An 18,815-nucleotide genomic window follows, 5' to 3' on the forward strand; every position below is an offset into this window, starting at 1 on the left:
CAACTGATGCGATCCAGCAGACTTTTCCATGCTCTCGCCACGATCAATCTTCCTAACGATGTCTTTATGTTCATCGGCCATGATTCTGACTCCAGTCGTCTTTTAATTCTAATACCGCCACATATGTAATTGTAAGAACACGCGTATCAGCGTCAATGTGGCAGCCTGCCATTATACATCAACAAAACAAACGGCAAAATTGCTGTTTTCTCGGCCATTCTGGCCACAACACAAGGGATTTTATGTCTGCTCCGAATCGCGAACAATTCGCCAACAACGCATCGACAACGTTGGCATCTTCCGCCAACACGTCCACTACATCGCTATCGCTGAGCGATGGCTCCAGCTTTCCGTCTACCGGCAATTTCCGCCTACTCGTCGGCACTGAAATCATGCTCGCCACAGTCCGATCATCGAATACCGTAACGGTAATGCGCGGTCAGGAATCGACTACCGCCGCTTCGCACACCGGCGGCGATGACGTAACGCACGTATTGACCAGCGGCGCTTTGCAACAAACTGGCGCGGATAACGTGCCGCTGTGGGGAGCCATGCCAGCGCTGAACACACTGAACGGTTTGAGCGCCAGCGATTTTACCGTTGTCGATAGCTCTGTGGCTTCGTCGCTTTCAGATAGTGCTGGCGGCTTAGTGTTTACAAAGCCAGCGACGAGTGGCCTGGATCACTCAGTCGCTGTAATTATATCGCCCAGTGCGCCGTATTCGTACATCGCTGCCATTCAACTACTCATTCCATCGACCAGCGGCATTTCATCCGGCGGCATGACGCTGTACAAAGCATCTAGCGGCGAGCACTATGGGCTGGAAGTCGGGATGAACAATAATGTAAACGGCTACCAGTTCTGGAAGGTAGTCAAGTATAGCGAGATGCCGGTAGTGGGTCAGTTTGAAATCTGTTTTTGACGCGGACGGTATTTGCCGCGTTTTTTCGCGACAATCAAAGGCAGCAAATCGACCATTTCCTCAATTGACCACTTATGGTCTGAAACGCCCGCTTTCATCGCTGGCGTGCTGCGGAGCGTTTGGTGAATCCGCACGAAGTTATGGTACATGAACATGATGGCGATGCTGTAGGCCAGCATGTCGGCCTTTTTGGAAAAAGCGTTTACTAATCGCGTGAATCTCCGATTGTTCATTCTGATATTCAGATTCTGACGTTCCGCGTAACTCGTCGAAACGAAGTCCGGATCAGGATTGCCCATAACGGCATGTTTCTTCGCGCCTAAGCACTTCGCTGGCGAATACCTAGTGTCCGGTTTCTCGTCTGGCTTGCCGTAGACTTTAATGAGCATGGCATAGTCAATCTTGCTGCCGAAATAGTTTTCGACCGCATCCAAGTAGACGCGATTGCCGTCCGTGGTCAACTGCACGCGGTTTGCCAACCGTTCCACAACGGTGGACATAAACATGTAAGCATTGGCCGAATCGCGGGAGCCAAGCTGCCACGCGAAAAGCAATTTCGTGTCGGCACAAAGTGCCGTCCAAGTCCACATACTGCCGACGCCCGGCTCGCCCTTCATTTCATCCGGCACGTTCTTGTCTTTGCAGTAACAGAAGTTCCAGATTTCGTCGCACTCAACTCGTTTGCAATGCAGGTTGCGAAACGCTTGGTGTTGGAATTCCAAGCAGGCTTCACCCAGTTCGCGGGTTAGCTTTTGGATCGTGTTCTTGGAAATGCCGGTAATCCGCACAGTTGCCCGAATCGAGCAACCATCGACTAGGCAGCGAATCACGGCACAACGCTGTTCTTTGGTGAGTTGTTTCATGCCATCATTATGCTTGAGCGGTCAAGGTTTGTCAAGAACATTTTATGACTTTATCATATAGTCCTATTGCATCAAAAACCGATAGATGGTATGCTGGTTATTGTGGCAAGGAAAGCCCCTTTCGGATTTTCGGAGCATGCAATGGCGAAATCCCCCGGCGACTTTATTAGTGAAGAATTGGCGGCGCGTGATTGGACTCAAACCGATCTGGCCATCATCCTCAAAAAGCCGCTTCCAACGGTTAATCGGATATTGCTCGGCAAGCATGCGATCCTGCCGGAAATGGCGATCGCGCTTGGGGAGGCATTCGGTAATGGGGCGGATATTTGGACGCAACGTGAAGCAACATATCGTCTTTCTCTTGCCGAACCGGCGGCGGATGATGAGGTAAGGCGGCGTGCGCGATTGTTTAATCTCGCACCGATAAAAGAAATGATGCGCAGGGGGTGGATTAGCTCGACTGACGAGACGGAAAAACTAGAAAAAGAGCTATGCAGTTTTTTTGGAGTGACTTCCTTAGATAATGATCCATCGATTGGTGCTGTTACCCGAAGATCAACCGGCGACGAACCACTTACCCCAAGTCAGCGAGCGTGGTGCTACCGCGTCCGTCAGCTTGCATCTGCGCAGGCTGTGCCGCAATACAACTCCGAACGGATTGAGGAATGCAAGCGCGCGCTTCGCAAAGTAGCAGCCTTTCCACAGGAAACTCACAAAGTGCCAGCCATCTTGGCATCATTTGGAATTCGCTTTGTCATCGTCGAACCTTTAACTGGGACAAAAGTTGATGGAGTAGCTCTCTGGATTGACGATTCGCCAGCGATCGGTCTCTCCTGTAGGCTGGATCGGTTTGATTCTTTTTGGTTTACACTTGGCCATGAACTTACGCACGTCGAAAATCATGACGAAGCACCTTTGGATAGCGAACTGTCGGCAGAGACAGCAGCGGACGACATTGAATCGCTACAGTCAGTTAAACCTGCAATGGAGCGCAAAGCTGATGCCGGCGCTGCGGCAATGCTTATTCCGCCAGCAGAAATCAACTCGTTCATCAAGCGAGTGGGTCCGCTATATTCCAAAATAAAGATTGTTCAGTTTGCAAACAGGATTAAGATTCATCCGGCGATTGTCGTCGGTCAATTACAGCATCGTGGCGAGATTGGCTATCATGCCAACCGTGAAATGCTCGCCAAGGTGAAAAACTACATTCTCCCTACTGCAATCACGGACGGCTGGGGAAACACAATTGATCCACGGAGTCTTGCATGATTTCCCATCCGAAGAAGCCGCGTGGCATGTCGAAGCGCACGCGGGATTTACTGGCAATCGTTGATGACTATTCCAAATCGACCGGAGATTTAGAGCCAAATCTCTACAAGGTTGCAAAATTGGCCATTGAATCTGGCCAGATGGGACAGCCGAAGGTCGATCCTGTCCGCGTTGCGGCCAGAATTTTAGCGACTGCTTGCCGGCAGGATTATGTAGAGGATGAAAATGGCGAACCTGTTCGGCGTCGGCACGCCATTAAAATCGAAGCCGGAGCCGAACAATTGACGCTCTGGCCGAAGATGGAAAACATGACGCCTGGAAAGTTCAGGGTGTCGCTCACTTCGAGAAGAAACGGCACAGTCCAAGATTCTTTGCAGACCGAGCGGGACCGCAGATATTTTAACAAGCACTACAATCCGGGCGATCCAATTGAGATCGAGTGGAATTTGACGGCTGACATTGAGGAACACTTCATGCCGACCGATTATCCAGACACACCGCCAGAACAAGATGGTCAGCCGGAAGAATGACCCCATCGTTTTGCAGCGGCTTTTTTAGCAATCGCCTTCCGCCTCGTGGCGGATAGGCTTGCCGCCCTTGCTTTTCCGCCTTTTAATCCGCCAAGCTTCCCTAGCGCCACTGCCGCCGGGTTTTTTTCTGGCTCTGGTTTGCGTTTAGTCGCCGGCTCAGCATCCGGCACGATCTTGTCCAGAACGGACCGCGCTAGCTGCTGGGTGTCTTTCTGCGGCTTGCTTGAGCGTTTAGGCATACCGGAAGTATACGCCCGCTCTACAGTCTTGCAAGGCTGATCCATCGCTCTCTGCTATAATGCCGCCATGTTTTTTGAATCCTTGTTTTATCTGCTGTCCAAGGTTGGGATCACGCGCCCTAGCAGACTTCCCTATCTGTTCTATGTCCTAATGGGCCTATGTGTCGCTTGTGTTGGATTTAGCAATGGGCGTTGGGGGCTATACATCTTTGCCGGAATTAGTGCAGCGGCCATTCTGTCGCTTCAGTGGAGCATCTTTCTGACATTCATTTGGCCTCGCATCCGCTATGGGCGAGCGGGAAAACCACCAAATGAACCAAGCAGCGAGCCAATTTCAAACTGACCCACTGCCGAGATGCCATCGCCATTGATTACCGGTGTTGCGTCCGGTGAGTTAGGCTACTTCGCGTCAGTTTTGTGGATGAAAGTTTAGGACGACAATACGAATGTCAATTTCTACCTGGGTGTTGATGGCAGCAACTGGATTCTAGTTGCCAGTGAAGGGCGGACTGCCGGATTCGGTCACGCGCTGGATAGCGTTGGGCTGTACCTGAACAACAACGGCAATGACAATGCGGCGCTTTTAAGAGCGGTGCATTTCAGTCGGGCGAGCTAGGCTTTGACCGAAATCACCCTGGAAAAAGCAACGGAACCGTTACAGCTTGATCCCCCTATTGCAATGCCGAATTCCCGATGAAAAAATAGTAGGTCGGGAGCATTAACAACAAAGGGTGACACATGATCGAACGGGGTAGCTTCGTTGCCATTATGCCAAGTGAGTCGTCGCCAGCGGCGGACGTTTTGGAAATCGCTTCCGTTCTGCTTGCCGGAAACGTTTACGTGCAACTGATTGACGGTCGCATGTTCGCTTCGACTGGCGGCAAGGCGCTGAACACTAGCAAGGTGTCGTACATCGTGCCAGCCACGGAAGAACACCGGACGGCATTGCGAGAGAAGAATATCGTTGTAGCAGAGGCGACACTTTGACTACTTTCGGCGACCGCATGTTTTCTCATCTTAAACCCGGCGATTTTGTGGCCATCATGCCGCACGAATCCGCGCCGGCGAGTGACGTACTAGAGATTATGCCCGTGTCGAATGCTGGCAACGTCTACATTCAGCTAGTTGACGGGCGCTACTATTCAACCCTCGGCGGCAAATCGCTGTTGGCGAAGCAAATCACTTACATCATGCCAGCCACCGACGAGCATCGAGCGGCGCTAAAAGCCAATCAGCCAAGATCGGCATAGAAACGAAAACGGCCCCGCTCGCTACGGGGCCGTTGTGGCATCGGGACCAATGCTAGCACGCTTTCATCGTGATGGCATGGATGGCTTAATAGGCCGTTGTGGCGGAGCCGGTTTTGGTTGTGGCTTCGGTTGTGGTTGTGTTGGCATTTCCATTTTCTCCATTTTTAAGTTGCCCGACTCTGATGTTACTGATTTTTTGCCACTCCGCCAATATGGTAGAATTAAAGTATGGACGATGATGAGCTAGTGACACTGATTTCTGCGAACGTGACCAGTGAGCCGGATGGCGCGTACGATGGTATTGGCAAATGGATCGCGGTTGTCATTCTTGCTGTGTGCGTGTTCGCCGCTGTTGCGAGCTTCTTTGCACGCTAGAAACGTCTGCGGAGTGATTGAACGCGTTCCGGTATCCGATCAGAAATTCGTATCGCGTGGAAAGGGCAGCGCTTTCCGTGCCAATCAGGGGTCTCGTTTCGGCGAGCGAATTTGACCCAGCACCCATTACTCTCACCACGCGCCACGTAGCACAGCATAGACTGTTGGCCGACTCACTTGGCACGTTCGCGAAATGCTGCTGATTGATTCGCCCGCTCTGTGCAGTTTGCGAATCGCTGTGCTCTTGTCGGCAACGGCTTTCGTTTGCGTGCCGACTTCACGGCCGCCCCAAGTCTTGCCGTTCGCGCGTGCTGCCGCTTGACCAGCAAGTACACGTTCCGCACGGCATTCGGTCTCAAACTGCGCTACACTTGCAAGCATATTGGCCAACATTCTGCCAGCCGGCGTACTGAGGTCGATTCCTTCACGCAACGAAACCAAGTTGATTGAACGGTGTTGTAAATCGTGGAATAATGCTGTTAGTCCGCGTGCGGTACGTCCGAGCCGATCCAAACGCCATACAACAATCGCGGCCACTTCGCCAAGTTCAATAGCCGATTGCAAGCGTTGCCATCCTGGCCTATCCATCGTTTTACCAGTGAACTTGTCACGATACCAAACGACTGGCAGCGTTTGGGCAGTGGCCCAACGCTCTAAATCGGGTAGCTGCGAGCGATGGTCCTGGCGTCTACTGCTAACACGTACATAAATTGCAACGTGACGTTTCATGGTGATTGCTCCTACTTCAAGCATGGTCCACAATCCGCCGATTGTCAAACTTGATTTATAGACGGAAGTAGACAATTCGGCGTTGTCGTAAGTCGCTTATTTGCGTGGCCAACAGCCACGATTCACAGTGAGGGTTCAAGTTTTACAATATGGGCGTGGAAAGTTGGCAAGTGTGCGAAATCGTCAACGCGGACGGCTTGCCCGTGCGCGTGATACCGCTGCGCATCGGCGATGAGTTGCCTGCGCTGGAGCCGGGCGAGTCTCTAAGCTGGTTAGCCGCTGCGTGTCTGATAAGCGGCAATGCGGCCCGCCGGCTAGCGAGTGAGCGTTTGAAGATGATCGGCCGTTGGAATGATGGCCAGCCGGAATGGCTGCGTCAGCGCGTGCCGAGTGGTACGGGCAAACAGCCGCCCCGACCAGTCTATCGGCAGTGCGCCGGCGGCGTGCAGCGGTTCCCGTCGATCCGTTTGGCGGCAAAATCAGCCTGCAAATCTAGGCGATGGTTGCACTTGCGACTGATTGACGGTTTTGCCGATTGTGACGGTTGTACTTGGCATGACGATTTTGACGGCGAAACCGCATAACCGGTGTTAGTGAACGGGCGTTCAACCGCGCGAGGCACAGTGCGCGCAGAAGTGAGATTTGCGAATTCTGACAGATTCCCTACGCGTTGATCGCTGTCACAACGCGTTTACAAGTCAATTTCTCTCATTTCACCAATTAGTAAAGATATGCAGATCAGAGAGCGCGCGACGCGGAGAGCAAACGCAATGACAGTGAAACCAATGCAATGACAGCCGGAGCCGATTGCCACCGTTAATGGATAATTTTGCCGCTTTTCGCCAATTAGTAATGGTAGGAGCCGAAGAGCAGAGGCTGAATTAGGGACTGTCAGTCCACTCCGATTCGCACGCTAGATCACGCAAAAGAGTAGTTTCCGCCTATTAGTATTAGTAAGCGTGGAAAGAAATCTTTGAAATTTGAACGCGTTTTTGGATCAATTTGCCGTTTTTCGCCCATTAGTAATAGCAAGGAGAAAGATTAGAGAATTCTCAACGCGTTCTAAAGTCAAAACGGTAGTTTTCGCCCATTAGTAATAGTGACTAGCCAATCTGCGGCGAAGTTCCGCAGCCAAGTTATAGGAGTTTGAAGTAATGCACGTCGATCTAAGTAGATTCATCCTTGAGCGCTGCCAGCGCACAGTGCCTACAGTTTCAACCAGCGTAAAAACAGTGCTGGACGCTTTCCGCGCTCAACTGGACGCAGCCCAACAGCGGCAATGGGGCCGCACGAAGTTCATTAACGAACTAAGCCGCGAGTTCAAAGTTGAGTTCGACCGCAGTCAGCGATGGGCAATTTGCGGACTGGCACTGTTGCCGGAATCGCAGCCGCGTTTCGCCGGCAGCCATCTTATCCAATAGCCAGCGGTACCAAGGTACCAAGCGGTACCAAGGATTCCTGGTCTCTCCGTGTAGAAGAAATCAATAGAGTACAAACCCATAATCGCTGGTACCGGCTGGTACCTTGGTACTTTCAATGCTCAATCACGCACTCGATTACGCTTCCAGTGGCTTGTATGTCATTCCACTCAACGAACCGGTCAACGGCGGTTGCTCTTGCGGCAATCCCGATTGCAAATCCATTGGCAAGCATCCACGCACGCCGAACGGTTTAAAGGATGCCAGCAACGATCCCGCCATAATCCGCAAATGGTGGACCCGATGGCCAAACGCCAATATCGGTATTGTGACGGGCGCTGAATCCGGCATCGTGGTTGTCGATGAGGACGAGCGCCATGCCGGCAACGAATCACTGGCGGCGCTGGAGCAAGAACACGGCCCGTTGCCGCCGACAGCTAAACAGCAGACCGGGGCCGGCTTTCATTTCGTGTTCAAACACCCCGGCGGCAAGATTGGCAATCGCTCCGGCGTCCGACCTGGAATCGATATTCGCGCCGATAACGGCTACATCGTCGCCGCGCCATCGCGGCATGCCAATGGCAATACTTATCAGTGGATCGTTCCGCCGGACAATCTGGCGGAGATGCCGAATTGGCTGTTGACCCTCATCAATCCGCCTAAGCCAGCGGCAATGCCAACGGCAACGCAGCCGCCGGGCAATCTATACGACGCGCTGGCAGCCATGCGGAAAATCAAAATGGTGGACGCCAACGATGGCAGCCGCCGATTGCTGACCTATTGTTGCCGAGCAGTAGAGCACAATTTAAGCGACGATGATGCAATCCACGCGATTCGCATCATGCACTCAGAACAGCCATTCCCAAAAGCGTGGTCCGACGACGAAATTCGTCGCCGATTACGCGACGCAGAAAAAACAGAAGATCGCGGGTCAGTCTTTAATGGCCCTGACCTCTGGCAAGCGGAAGGCCGAACCGATGCCGCCAACGCGCAGCGATTTGTGCGGCGCTACGGCGCTAATTCTCGGTGGTGCAATCCAACCAGAACATGGTACCGCTGGACCGGTAAGAATTGGGGAGAAGATCAATCCTGTGGCATCGAAGCAGACGCCAAACAATTTTCACGAGAGTTGTGGCGAGAAGCCGGAAAGATCACGGCAGACCCGGACGCCAGCGACCAGTTGAAAAAGCAAGTTATTGCGTTCGTTAAGGCAAGCAACAGTGCCAATGGAATTCGGAACATGATCGCGCTTGCCAAGAGTGAACCCGGCATGACGATCCTACCGTGCCAATTCGACACAGATGCCTACATGTTGAATTGCAACAATGGAACGCTCAATCTCAAAACCGGCAAGCTACAGCGGCATCGGCGCGAAGATTTACTAACGAAGATTGTGGCCGTGGATTACAACGCCAGCGAGCAGTGTCCGCTGTTCGTCGCCTTTCTTGAAGGGGTATTTGGCGGCAGCAAGAATCTCATCAAATTCATACAACGGTTGTTAGGTTACATTCTTACCGGCGACGTTTCGGAACAAGCGCTGATGATTTTTCATGGGGCGGGCAGTAACGGCAAATCTACATTGCTAACGCTACTACTCGCGTTGCTGGCGGAATATGGCTGCAAGGCACCGGAAAAATTGCTGACGGCAAAGAAACACGATTCGCATCCGACCGAACTAGCAAAGCTTTTTGGCAAGCGCCTGGTTGTCGCCAACGAAGTCGATGATGGCGCGGAGCTGTCCGAAGCTCGACTCAAAGATTTAACTGGCGGCGACCGTCTAACAGCACGGCGGATGAATGAGGACTTTTGGGATTTCGACCCCAGCCACAAAATAATCTTGGCGAGCAACTACAAGCCGACCGTACGCGGCGGCCATGCAATTTGGCGACGGTTGCGATTAGTTCCCTTTAATCAAAAGTATTGGTCTCGCAGTAAAGGCGAGACCGGCCCGGCAGAGTTGGAAGCCGATTCGCAACTCGCGGAAAAACTCAAAATAGAATATCCGGGCATTTTAGCGTGGCTTGTCGCTGGCTGCTTGGCATGGCAGCGCGATGGTCTCGGCGTGCCGCCGGAAGTGAACGAAGCCACAGAAAATTATCGAAAGAGCGAAGATTCGCTGACTGCATTCATTGACGCTTGCTGCGAAATGATGCCCAACGCGACAGCCAACGTATCGGCCGTGGCGGAATCATACCGGGAATTCAGCGGCGACAACATTACTAGCAGCAAGCTCACGAAATTGCTGACCGGTCGCGGATTCATCAAAGAGAAATCGAGCGACAAAGAAACCAAAGGCCAATGGTTTTGGCGCGGTTTCTCGCTCTCCGCATAGACCACCCAGCGCAATGTTGCGATTGCGTCTTTGCGACGGCGGTCCTGCCCTCGGCTCCGCCGTCGCATTCTAAACCTCTTGCTTGCAGCGGGTCGCTGGTTATTTTAGCGACCAACGACTCCCGGCGACTCGCTGCATTTTTAGTACAAGGAATCAAAATGTCCGACGATGTTTGGGCAAGTGACGATGAGGCGATTGCAGTGTGTGTGCAGGCGCTGCGACTCTTACACGCCAATCCGGCCGCTCGCAGAGCCGCCATCGCGAAATTAAGAGAGTCAATCGCCGCGCTTCGTTTGCCGCCACCCCGCACGCGCTTGCCAGAGCCGAAGCCAATCGCACCGCGATTCCAACAATTCTACGCGGCGATGGCCACGTTTTGGGAGCACGCATGATTCCGAATGACGAAATCGAAATCGTTTGGCTACGCAAATTCGCGCTACACCTTCCATTTGTTCGCGAAGCAACCATTCGCAAGCCACTGCGATTCAACCCGCACAAGCTGGGGCCGGTCGGTTCAATCGTGCTGGCATACAGCGCCGGCGAATCGACGATCATACGAATTTGGTATCTGTTAAGGTCCGACGATTTTACCATTTCTCCGTTTGACCGAATCGTTGATCCCTACTCTATCGCGGCGGGAAGATTGTCGCGCTGTCGCACAAGTCGCTGTCCGAAGAGGGCAGCAATCAATGCCTGGGCGCGAATCTGTGGCCGACGAAAGCCGCGATATTTCCGCAAATTAAAGAGGCGAATATGCTTATTTATCCTCAGAGCATATACGAAAACGAAACGAGCATTGTGCAGATTTTTGCCGATGCGCACTTGTTGCCGTTTTGGCGCATGGGCATTGTTTCGACGCGCGACGGTAAACCCGGCGTAAACTCTGCCGGTTTGTATCGGATCGCCGTGGCGTTCGCCGCAGTCCGAAAACCCGGCGCTTGCGATTTTATTCATCGCATCGCATACGTAAATGTTGCCGGCACGCCCGACTACGTGGATGGCATCGACGCCGACTACGAATCAGACAATCTATTGACGCCCGCATCATTCGTCGCTGGCCGTGCTGAAACGGAGGAGCCGACAAAATTTGGTTTATCTCTTGGCGGACCGGCCACGGCGCTGAACGAATGGCGGCAGCGCATCATCAGCCGGAAAGATGGCTGCGACGCCTACTGCCGTAGACTCGGCATTGCCCCGCTTGAAACGAGCGTTGAGCGTTGGGGCAAAACATATTCGGAGCACGCATGACACCTGAAATTCAAATCAGCACACGGGAAATCGTTGAAATCTGCCGAGAGTTCGGCGCACGCGACGCGGAAATTTGCTACCACTCCGTCCAGCACGCGCTGCGCGCCGGCCGTGACGTGGACGAATTGTTCGCGAATCTAAAACGAAATCGCCCGGATTTGTTCTACCGAAACTAACGCTCTGCGATTGTCGCCGGGCATTTCTCACCTTAGGAGCCAATAACAATGGCACAAAATGATTGCTACAACCGCCTACTACAAGCGATCGGCTTAAACGGTAGCTCGACAGGCGGCGAGGGTTTTAAGGAGTCCGCCGCGTTCTGCATCTTGACGGCCTTGTCGTCAGCAGACAGCCGCTCAGACACGTATACCAACGCTGTGCGTGAAATCTTGGAAGTGCGGCTAGCGGGCGTAAAAGACACGCCCTATGTCCGCGAATTTCTGAAACCGTTCTTGCACCAATTCGCTGATCGTTTTGGGGCTTACTAATGTGCGGTGTCTCGGCTTCCGCCGCACCGGGTGGCGGCGCGCAGTCGCGCGCCGCTACCCATTTATGCAAGTCGTGGTGGACAATGAAGTCCGGCCCCGAACGGCAAGCCGCCAAAACCGCCGCGACCGAGAACGAGCCACAGCCGATCAAACGCATTGCCGCGATAGGCAACGGCGTCTGCGAATATCAGCTAGGCGACCGGCGCTTTACTCGCGGCGGCAGCGGATGGAGCCATTTTTACCGTCCTGACGACGAAGCTTCGCGGCGTTGTGCGATCTTGCTCGCCCGCTCGCGTTGGAAGCGTTTGCCACGCGGCGTGTGGCCCACTCTCGTTGACGGTCACCTGGCGCTGAAAGCAATGGACAAAACGTTTCCGGTTTCACTGGAGATTGTCGCGCTCTTTGATAGCGCGCGCGCCCAAGCGGTCGCATATCTCGATTCTCTCCGTCCCGCACCTGCCGGGATTGAGCACATTTCTTTGCAGGGCGAAAGTGTAATCAATGAAAACACCATATCACACAAAGTTTGATCGCTACGTCAGTTTTGACCGGGCAGAATTCCCATTCATCCCGACCAATGCGGAAAGCAAGAAAGTCGCTTTCGACAAGATGATGGATTACAGCCAAAAGGCTGTGGCCGCGATAGAGCAACACGCAGGGCGGGCGCTTTCGCCGCAAGAGTTGATCCACGGCATAGATCATCCTGAAAATCGGACATTATCCGAAGTCGTGGCGCAGTCGCAACCGGACCCGCAGCCGCGTTTTGATTCCAGCACTGAAAATCCGTATCGCCGCGCTTTGGATATGGGGCTTGGAAATCCCAATCGCAGAGAAACCAAAGAAGAGATGTATCGGCGAAAGGCAGCCGAATGGGAAGCCAAGAAACAAACGGACGCCGACAAAGCCGCGTTCAATGCCGATCCTCAGCGCCAACGTGCCATCGCGCATGCGGCGCACGAACTTCAATCGTTGAAATACGATCCCATTGCGACTGTCGAAGAAATCGAACTGGCCGAAACTCGATTACACGTCGCCCGTCACGAATCGCTGGACGATTACCGAGAGATGGATAAGCAATGGCGACAGGTGAAGCAACAGAAGATTGACGCCGCTACAGCCGAAGTCACGGCAAGTATAGAAGCGCTTAAAGCCAAACGGCGCGACATCGAATCGCGCCATTTCGATCCTCCTGCGCCGCCGGCACCGGAACAGCCGCAATCGCCGAAGTATGAAAAAATTCTCTTGAGCGATCCACGCCATCCGCAATATCGCGCACCGGAAACACCCATCGTCGGTTAGTTCCTTTTCCGACGCGCCGGCGGCCGTTTCCTCAATCGTTTCGGCCGCCGGCTTTCTTAATAGACAGGAATTCAATATGAACACCCCTGCGGAATCATTCCGCTATAAACAAGAAGCATTTGACGCCGATGTGCGCGCACTTGCGCAAAGCGATTCCATCGGAGACCTAGACACCGAGCTAGCAACCGCCAAGTTATTACTTCGCGATGTAGTTGACAGTGCGCAGACGCCGGCTGAGCGCCAAAGGGCAGCCCCACTATGCCGCGATTTATTGAAGTGCATAGCCACTATCTCGGCCGCTCATCTCGACCACCAACTCAAAAATCGTGAGTTGATACATCGTCGGCAGTTGGAAAAGTTCACGAACAATTTAACAGAACTTATTTGCCGGACGTTACAGGACGCGGGCATCAAAGATTATGAGTCGCTTATTGTTGATCCAATCGTGGCGGGCTTGGATTCCTGCTTGCCACAGCACGAGCCGGAACGAAAGAGGCGAGCATGATAAATCCTTTTGGCCAATGCCTTGACGAAATCGCCGATGCTGGCGACGAGTGGGCCACCTTACACGTTTGGTTATCGCAGCAAGCCGCCCGATTCGACGCGAAGCCGCGTCATTCGCAATTCACAAATCCCGCCCGCGCGGCGATGGCTCTTTCCGGGCCGTCGCTGATCGGGCGTGGTGAGCTTCGCCAGAAATTAACGATTTTACTTTCACACTTTCAGGAACAAGAAAATGACAGCCGATGCCTCGCCGCTAACAGTTAAAGAGGTCGCCGAACGATTAAATTGCCATTCCCGCACGGTCTGGCGCTTTGAGGGTAAGGGCGAAATTCCCGAAGCGCGGCGCATCGGGCGCAAAGTATTTTGGGATCGCGATGAGTTTGAAGAGTGGTATCGCAGCGCCGGCCGCAATTAGAATGGAGCTAGGAGAAATCTAATGTCTACCATCTTTAAGCGGTCCTACTGGGCAACTGATAACGGCGAGCGCGTTAAGAAGAAAACCAAAGTCTACTACATCAAGTACACTGACGGCGACGGCAATCGCCAACGCGTTAAAGGCTTCCGCAGCGCAGAGAAAACGCGCGCACTAGCCGCCAAACTGGAAGCTAAAGCCGCCGAAGGGCCAGACCTTTTTGCGCGACATCGTGACACGCCGTTGCTTGAACACATAGCCGAATTCAAAAAGAGTTTGGCTGCAAAGAACCGTCCCCAGAAATATATCGACCATAAAGCCAATCGCATCACAGTGCTGTTCGCGGGATGCGCCTTCAAGGTATTCGGCGACGTAAATGTAGCAGCGATTGAGAATTGGCTTGCCGAACAGCGTAAAACGAAAAAGCGATTCGGGATCAAAACGTCAAACTACTATTCAAAAGCAGTTAAGCAATTCTGTCGCTGGGCGGTGAAAAACGACCGGGCTGCAAAGAATCCGGTTTTGCATTTAGAGGAGTTGAACGCGAATACTGATATTCGTGTTCAACGCCGCGCACTAGCGACGGACGAATTCGACAGACTGATTGACGCCGCACGGGCTGGTAAGCCATTCCGGTATCTTTCAGGCCCGGACCGGGCGATTCTCTATCTTGTGGCCGCAAACACTGGTTTACGTGCTGAGGAACTACACAGCTTAACCCGTGACGGTAACTTTCAGCTTGACGCCGAGCCGCCTACTCTGACCGTCCATGCCACCAAATCGAAACACAGAGAGGAAGATATTGTTCCGCTACGCACGGAGCTAGTGACTCTGTTACGCGAGTGGATGCCGGCGACGGGGCCGCTGTGGCCCGGCAAGTGGTATACGCGGGCTGCTGATATGCTCTACGCCGATCTAGCCTGTGCCCGTGCAAAATGGATCAAAGAATCGCCAAGCGACGCTGAAAGAGCTAAACGTGAAGCCTCAACGTATCTGTGCGCGAAAGATAAGTCCGGGCGTAGGTTTGACTTTCACGCACAACGGGGCCAGTTCATTACATCGTTAGCACGCGCAGGTGTTCATCCTAAGACTGCCCAAAAACTGGCCCGCCATAAAACGATTGCGGTGACGATGAAGAACTACACTCACTCGGAAATTACCGATATGGCGGCGGCTTTGGGCACTGTAAAAAACTGGCCCCAAAACTGGCCCCACGATGTTGGCAATCAGGGTCAATTCGTGTCTCCGGCTGCCATTTCGACATACGGCAACGAGCATGACGAAACCGACATTCAAACAACACAACACGATGCGCAACTCTCAGGCGCTAAACACTTTCGTCATCACTCGTCATCGCCCGTCATCAAAAATCATAGTGGCCGAGGCGGGGATCGAACCCGCACGAGGGTAACCCCTCGAAGGATTTTAAGTCCTTTGCGTCTGCCATTCCGCCACTCGGCCAAAACGCTGGTTTTTCAGCGTTTTTGTACTACTCTTGAAGTAGGGGAAGTAGCCTACTACACCAGCGACTACACTCCGACCGCCTTCAAGAGAGCTAGATTTTAACATGCCGACGCAGATTAAAAAGCCGCGCCCTGATTTTCCGCTAACCATCCACAAAGGCAGTGGCCAATGGTGCAAAAAGGTTCGAGGCAAAACGCACTACTTTAGGCCGCTCGACAAGCCTCAGGAAGCATTGAATCGCTGGCTAGACGTCAAGGATGTCCTACAGACGTTATGTCTATTTGACATTGGCTAACCGTGCTGCATAATTGCAGCATGAAGCAGCCGAAGCCACTGATTGCCGCCTTGAAAGAAGCCATCGAAAAGAGCGGCCTAAGCCAGAATTCGATTGCAGTGGCGTGCGAGATCAATCAGGCGAATCTAAACGCCTTTATGCATGACCGAAGGTCAATCAGTATTGAGACCGCTGAGAAGATTGCCAGCCATCTAGAATTGGAGTTACGGAAGGCATCTAAGGCACACTAGCGACAACTTGAACTGATATACTTTTTGTCACGCCCCAAAGTATTAAGCCGTCATCGTGAGTTAGATTTATCTTGTGGGCATGTTCTTTATGCGGATGGATGTAATTGCGAAAATCTCGCAATACTTCTCCAACATCTTTCGCGGATTTTGTGATCCATTTCAATTCGTGCGCCACGTCTATATAGTCTTTGAGCGCCCAGTCTTTTAGCTTTAGTGGATCACCGGTAGTTTTATCTTTCGGCGCTGCTTTAGCAGTGAAGATCGGTGATTTATTGGATTCTAAATTCACTCGTGCAAGTAAGAGCGCTTCAAGCAAGCCACCCATCATCACTGCCGCTGCAAAATTTGCTCCGCCCTTCGTACACAATCTGGTTTCGTTCCATCGACGCACAAGAATCTGCTGCAATTCCTGGTCGGGTGCTAACTTTGAAAACTGAGGCGGCTGGTCATCCAGCTTGGTAGTATTCGGATCGAACAGCACTAACTTTGATCGTAATGAGACAAGTGTTTTCTTCGCGGCTTTGATTTCTTTTCGAGTGTTCGCACGAGATGGACGGCCTTCGTTTGCTTCGAGCAAGGCTTGATATACTTCGTCGATAGGAAGTATATCGCCACTTTCACAGCACGGCGCAATTGCAGCCCGATGCGTAACTAGCCAGGATAAGTAAAACGCCTTGAGATAGGCATGTTCTTCTGTAGTGCCTATCTGCGGGGTCGATTTCTTTCCAAGTTGTGTGAGTGCCTTGGTAGCTTCCTCAATAGCTGCATCAATGGCTGTTAGCATGTCAGGCATTGCCGGGAACTCCACCAGCTATTTGCCTGATCGTTTTGCTTTCTTGGCCGCCTTTTTCTTTTTAGCCGGCCGCCTTGTTCGTTCTGTTCCGTTACTTTCTTTACTGGGCAAAACCATCGCAACTAAATTTTCGCCAACCGAGTTTAACCGATACTGACCTCTTTCCCCTTTGTCGAGTATCCCTTGATGATGTGCGTTAATCAAAACTTGCAATGGTCTACTGGGACGTTTGCGAGCCACGAGACGACAAGCGGTAAGTAAATCCTCTGCCGTGATTGCTTCTTTTCTTTGATCAACGGGTGCCTCAAACTTGTAATAGTAAGCAATGGCTGCTGCAAATTGATTATCACTCTTGGGAATCTTCGCCGCGATGAACGATCTAATATCAACTTGATGATGATCGTGATGCTGCGTGGCGGGGTGAGCTAATGTAGCGGGCGGCGTTCCTCTAAATGAATCATGCTGTGGAATCCCAGTAGTCTCCAGCCCTAACTTTTCTTGAACCCAACGTATCAATCGTTGCTGATCTTCTTTTTTAAAAGCCTTGAGCGCATCAAAAACAATGCGCACGGCATCGAATTCGTCGGGTGTTTTTGATCCAGTGGTCATGTTGGTTGCCTAGTCTAGCTGGGTAAGATTGAATTGCTGGCTGGCTAACCAATGAAGATACCCGCCCAACGGTAGTAAAGATAGGAGGTCTGCGCACCCTGTAGGGCCAGATTTATCCGAAGATAATAGCTTGGTGGAGCGTATCGCCACAAATCAGCGATGGCCGCAACGCGGGCAAATGCGTCACGGGTTTTTCTTGAGCACGCCGGGAACATTCTCAGCCGTGGGTGATGTCGGCTTCACTGGCAATCCGGTCAATTGGCAAAGCCACTGAATAACCTCACATGCAGCCTCGTAGGCTTTTTGCGCCTCTTGCTTTGTGGGTTTATAACCTTCGTGGACAACACGGTGGCGAATTTTTTCGGACGCTCTGAATCGAGTGTAAAGATCATCTGCTTCTTCTTTCAAACTGTATCCCCAAGTCTCCTTGAGTCTACACCGCAACATAAACGATAGCTCGCCTTCATCTTCTTCTGGCTCAGCTTTCGTTTTTCCTTTCTTTCTTTGCTTGTATAACGTTTTAGCAAGATTCTCGACAGCAATATAAGACGAGATCAAAACAAATCTATAATTACTGCGGAAAAGAGCTACGCATGCTTCAGCAAGCACTTCATTAGCAATATCTTCCAGCGATGGGCTTCCTACCTTTGGTAAATCTGAATACGCCTGGGGAATCAAAGAGTGCTGGCTTATGTTAAGAATCGGAGAGGATGACACTGTCTCCCAACGTTTATTCTGCTCATTCCAAAACAATACGTTGTGATAAACCTGATCGACCTCCCATAGTGAAACCGGCCGTGCTATCCAGCCGATTTCGTAAGGCGCATTTTTCTGCCAACGAAGTATCAGGTCACTCAGTGCTTCGAAGCATCCTTTAGTTTTTTCGTAGGCGTCTGCGGTTGCATCACCCTGCTTAGAAAATTCTTTTTGCTGTGTAAAAACGGCCTCGCCTTTCTGTGGCCGATTGGAACCTTTAGGAGGAGCCGAAGTTTGGGTCTTACCAACTAAGCCCGCAAGCACTGGGTGAAGGCCACCCGTCCATTCGTTTAACATATGCAATTGGTCAAAGTGATTATGGATTTCTAGTTCGAACTGCTCAGCCCCAATCATTGGCATTTCGTGAAGGGGTTCCTTTTGCGGCCAAAAAAATGGCAATGGGATGTGTACTGACCAACGGAAACGCCCGCCCTCTAACGCGGGATCACTATTTTCAGTCGATAAAATCGCTTGCGCTTCGAAGCCGGGGATTGCGTTCATATCGTGGAGACAACTTCTTTCACAGAGTGTCCAGCGTAACCAAAAAGATACAAAATCCGAAAAATGAGCCGGGTGTACTACACCAATCAGCTTGTATTTACTTGTATTTGGTCACATTCTTGACTGTGACGTAAAGCCAGCGGCGCTAAGAATTTGCCCGAGAAAACCCGTATCAAACGCAAGTCGCGTTTTTCGATTTTAAGTCCTTTGCGTCTGCCATTTCGCCACTCGACCATTTACGATGATTATTGCATCTTTAGTTTGTCGATCACAGATGCCCTGGACAGC

21 protein-coding genes and 1 tRNA gene are annotated in these 18,815 nt (G+C 52.0%); 15 read left to right on the top strand and 7 right to left on the bottom strand.

All coding sequences use genetic code 11. The features are described from left to right. The first annotated feature begins 242 nt into the window (after positions 1–242). Positions 243–923 carry a hypothetical protein gene (locus tag VFE46_12600; GenBank protein HZZ28834.1) on the top strand — a complete coding sequence of 227 codons (681 nt, stop codon included), beginning with the start codon at positions 243–245 and terminating at the stop codon, positions 921–923. On the opposite strand, the gene VFE46_12605 is transcribed toward VFE46_12600, so the two are convergent. Next, complete coding sequence (locus VFE46_12605) at positions 902–1,786, bottom strand: IS1 family transposase (GenBank protein ID HZZ28835.1); 885 nt, start codon at positions 1,784–1,786, stop codon at positions 902–904. The two genes, VFE46_12600 and VFE46_12605, sit on opposite strands and share 22 nt — an antisense overlap. Positions 1,787–1,852: 66 nt before the next feature. Between VFE46_12605 and VFE46_12610 the strand changes: the two genes are divergently transcribed. Further along, positions 1,853–3,055, top strand: coding sequence for an ImmA/IrrE family metallo-endopeptidase (locus VFE46_12610; protein ID HZZ28836.1), 1,203 nt, complete (start codon positions 1,853–1,855; stop codon positions 3,053–3,055). Further along, the gene (locus VFE46_12615) at positions 3,052–3,585 is read left to right on the top strand and encodes a hypothetical protein (GenBank protein HZZ28837.1); all 534 of its coding nucleotides are present in this window, start codon (positions 3,052–3,054) and stop codon (positions 3,583–3,585) included. The genes VFE46_12610 and VFE46_12615 overlap by 4 nt, the downstream gene beginning before the upstream one ends. Here the strand turns inward: VFE46_12615 and VFE46_12620 are convergent. Then, entirely contained in the window at positions 3,570–3,824 is a 255-nt protein-coding gene (locus tag VFE46_12620; protein ID HZZ28838.1) for a hypothetical protein, read from the bottom strand. The genes VFE46_12615 and VFE46_12620 overlap by 16 nt on opposite strands. Before the next feature lie 738 nt (positions 3,825–4,562). Between VFE46_12620 and VFE46_12625 the strand changes: the two genes are divergently transcribed. The 3 genes from VFE46_12625 to VFE46_12635 all read left to right on the top strand — a co-directional run bounded on the left by VFE46_12625 (position 4,563) and on the right by VFE46_12635 (position 5,449). Then, on the top strand, positions 4,563–4,811 hold the full coding sequence (locus VFE46_12625) for a hypothetical protein (protein ID HZZ28839.1): 249 nt from the start codon (positions 4,563–4,565) through the stop codon (positions 4,809–4,811). A gap of 17 nt (positions 4,812–4,828) precedes the next feature. Continuing rightward, entirely contained in the window at positions 4,829–5,074 is a 246-nt protein-coding gene (locus tag VFE46_12630; protein ID HZZ28840.1) for a hypothetical protein, read from the top strand. Between the two features lie 228 nt (positions 5,075–5,302). After that, the gene (locus VFE46_12635; protein HZZ28841.1) at positions 5,303–5,449 is read left to right on the top strand and encodes a hypothetical protein; all 147 of its coding nucleotides are present in this window, start codon (positions 5,303–5,305) and stop codon (positions 5,447–5,449) included. Between the two features lie 132 nt (positions 5,450–5,581). Here the strand turns inward: VFE46_12635 and VFE46_12640 are convergent, their stop codons facing one another. Beyond that, positions 5,582–6,178, bottom strand: coding sequence for a recombinase family protein (locus VFE46_12640; GenBank protein HZZ28842.1), 597 nt, complete (start codon positions 6,176–6,178; stop codon positions 5,582–5,584). A 155-nt stretch (positions 6,179–6,333) separates the two neighbouring features. Between VFE46_12640 and VFE46_12645 the strand changes: the two genes are divergently transcribed. From VFE46_12645 to VFE46_12685, 9 genes are all read left to right on the top strand, one after another. Next, positions 6,334–6,762 carry a hypothetical protein gene (locus VFE46_12645; GenBank protein ID HZZ28843.1) on the top strand — a complete coding sequence of 143 codons (429 nt, stop codon included), beginning with the start codon at positions 6,334–6,336 and terminating at the stop codon, positions 6,760–6,762. Between the two features lie 618 nt (positions 6,763–7,380). Further along, on the top strand, positions 7,381–7,599 hold the full coding sequence (locus tag VFE46_12650; GenBank protein ID HZZ28844.1) for a hypothetical protein: 219 nt from the start codon (positions 7,381–7,383) through the stop codon (positions 7,597–7,599). Between the two features lie 115 nt (positions 7,600–7,714). Next, on the top strand, positions 7,715–9,928 hold the full coding sequence (locus VFE46_12655) for a phage/plasmid primase, P4 family (GenBank protein HZZ28845.1): 2,214 nt from the start codon (positions 7,715–7,717) through the stop codon (positions 9,926–9,928). 753 nt (positions 9,929–10,681) lie between these two features. Next, on the top strand, positions 10,682–11,176 hold the full coding sequence (locus VFE46_12660) for a hypothetical protein (GenBank protein HZZ28846.1): 495 nt from the start codon (positions 10,682–10,684) through the stop codon (positions 11,174–11,176). Positions 11,177–11,400: 224 nt separating this feature from the next. Continuing rightward, positions 11,401–11,664, top strand: coding sequence for a hypothetical protein (locus tag VFE46_12665; protein HZZ28847.1), 264 nt, complete (start codon positions 11,401–11,403; stop codon positions 11,662–11,664). An 83-nt stretch (positions 11,665–11,747) separates the two neighbouring features. Beyond that, positions 11,748–12,194 carry a hypothetical protein gene (locus VFE46_12670; protein HZZ28848.1) on the top strand — a complete coding sequence of 149 codons (447 nt, stop codon included), beginning with the start codon at positions 11,748–11,750 and terminating at the stop codon, positions 12,192–12,194. Next, positions 12,166–12,963 carry a hypothetical protein gene (locus tag VFE46_12675; GenBank protein ID HZZ28849.1) on the top strand — a complete coding sequence of 266 codons (798 nt, stop codon included), beginning with the start codon at positions 12,166–12,168 and terminating at the stop codon, positions 12,961–12,963. The genes VFE46_12670 and VFE46_12675 overlap by 29 nt, the downstream gene beginning before the upstream one ends. A 76-nt stretch (positions 12,964–13,039) precedes the next feature. Next, the gene (locus tag VFE46_12680; GenBank protein ID HZZ28850.1) at positions 13,040–13,468 is read left to right on the top strand and encodes a hypothetical protein; all 429 of its coding nucleotides are present in this window, start codon (positions 13,040–13,042) and stop codon (positions 13,466–13,468) included. Positions 13,469–13,699: 231 nt separating this feature from the next. Beyond that, the gene (locus tag VFE46_12685) at positions 13,700–13,882 is read left to right on the top strand and encodes a helix-turn-helix domain-containing protein (GenBank protein HZZ28851.1); all 183 of its coding nucleotides are present in this window, start codon (positions 13,700–13,702) and stop codon (positions 13,880–13,882) included. Positions 13,883–15,255: 1,373 nt separating this feature from the next. Here VFE46_12685 and VFE46_12690 read toward each other — a convergent pair. The 4 genes from VFE46_12690 to VFE46_12705 all read right to left on the bottom strand — a co-directional run bounded on the left by VFE46_12690 (position 15,256) and on the right by VFE46_12705 (position 18,527). Continuing rightward, positions 15,256–15,340, bottom strand: a tRNA-Leu gene (locus VFE46_12690). 514 nt (positions 15,341–15,854) lie between these two features. After that, the gene (locus tag VFE46_12695) at positions 15,855–16,661 is read right to left on the bottom strand and encodes a hypothetical protein (protein HZZ28852.1); all 807 of its coding nucleotides are present in this window, start codon (positions 16,659–16,661) and stop codon (positions 15,855–15,857) included. An 18-nt stretch (positions 16,662–16,679) separates the two neighbouring features. Continuing rightward, on the bottom strand, positions 16,680–17,270 hold the full coding sequence (locus VFE46_12700) for a hypothetical protein (GenBank protein ID HZZ28853.1): 591 nt from the start codon (positions 17,268–17,270) through the stop codon (positions 16,680–16,682). A gap of 183 nt (positions 17,271–17,453) precedes the next feature. Beyond that, a complete protein-coding gene (locus tag VFE46_12705) occupies positions 17,454–18,527 on the bottom strand; it encodes a hypothetical protein (protein HZZ28854.1) in 1,074 nt (357 codons plus the stop codon). Positions 18,528–18,815 lie beyond the last annotated feature (288 nt).

The sequence above is a fragment of the Pirellulales bacterium genome (assembly GCA_035656635.1).
Lineage (GTDB): Bacteria > Planctomycetota > Planctomycetia > Pirellulales > JADZDJ01 > DATJYL01.

What these genes read in the sequence shown, in the direction of transcription:
- VFE46_12600 (HZZ28834.1), top strand. Translation starts at nt 243, where the DNA reads ATGTCTGCTCCGAATCGCGAACAATTCGCCAACAACGCATCGACAACG.
- VFE46_12605 (HZZ28835.1), bottom strand. Translation starts at nt 1,786, where the DNA reads ATGAAACAACTCACCAAAGAACAGCGTTGTGCCGTGATTCGCTGCCTA.
- VFE46_12615 (HZZ28837.1), top strand. Translation starts at nt 3,052, where the DNA reads ATGATTTCCCATCCGAAGAAGCCGCGTGGCATGTCGAAGCGCACGCGG.
- VFE46_12620 (HZZ28838.1), bottom strand. Translation starts at nt 3,824, where the DNA reads ATGCCTAAACGCTCAAGCAAGCCGCAGAAAGACACCCAGCAGCTAGCG.
- VFE46_12625 (HZZ28839.1), top strand. Translation starts at nt 4,563, where the DNA reads ATGATCGAACGGGGTAGCTTCGTTGCCATTATGCCAAGTGAGTCGTCG.
- VFE46_12630 (HZZ28840.1), top strand. Translation starts at nt 4,829, where the DNA reads ATGTTTTCTCATCTTAAACCCGGCGATTTTGTGGCCATCATGCCGCAC.
- VFE46_12635 (HZZ28841.1), top strand. Translation starts at nt 5,303, where the DNA reads ATGGACGATGATGAGCTAGTGACACTGATTTCTGCGAACGTGACCAGT.
- VFE46_12640 (HZZ28842.1), bottom strand. Translation starts at nt 6,178, where the DNA reads ATGAAACGTCACGTTGCAATTTATGTACGTGTTAGCAGTAGACGCCAG.
- VFE46_12655 (HZZ28845.1), top strand. Translation starts at nt 7,715, where the DNA reads ATGCTCAATCACGCACTCGATTACGCTTCCAGTGGCTTGTATGTCATT.
- VFE46_12660 (HZZ28846.1), top strand. Translation starts at nt 10,682, where the DNA reads ATGCTTATTTATCCTCAGAGCATATACGAAAACGAAACGAGCATTGTG.
- VFE46_12665 (HZZ28847.1), top strand. Translation starts at nt 11,401, where the DNA reads ATGGCACAAAATGATTGCTACAACCGCCTACTACAAGCGATCGGCTTA.
- VFE46_12670 (HZZ28848.1), top strand. Translation starts at nt 11,748, where the DNA reads ATGAAGTCCGGCCCCGAACGGCAAGCCGCCAAAACCGCCGCGACCGAG.
- VFE46_12675 (HZZ28849.1), top strand. Translation starts at nt 12,166, where the DNA reads ATGAAAACACCATATCACACAAAGTTTGATCGCTACGTCAGTTTTGAC.
- VFE46_12680 (HZZ28850.1), top strand. Translation starts at nt 13,040, where the DNA reads ATGAACACCCCTGCGGAATCATTCCGCTATAAACAAGAAGCATTTGAC.
- VFE46_12685 (HZZ28851.1), top strand. Translation starts at nt 13,700, where the DNA reads ATGACAGCCGATGCCTCGCCGCTAACAGTTAAAGAGGTCGCCGAACGA.
- VFE46_12695 (HZZ28852.1), bottom strand. Translation starts at nt 16,661, where the DNA reads ATGCCTGACATGCTAACAGCCATTGATGCAGCTATTGAGGAAGCTACC.
- VFE46_12700 (HZZ28853.1), bottom strand. Translation starts at nt 17,270, where the DNA reads ATGACCACTGGATCAAAAACACCCGACGAATTCGATGCCGTGCGCATT.
- VFE46_12705 (HZZ28854.1), bottom strand. Translation starts at nt 18,527, where the DNA reads ATGAACGCAATCCCCGGCTTCGAAGCGCAAGCGATTTTATCGACTGAA.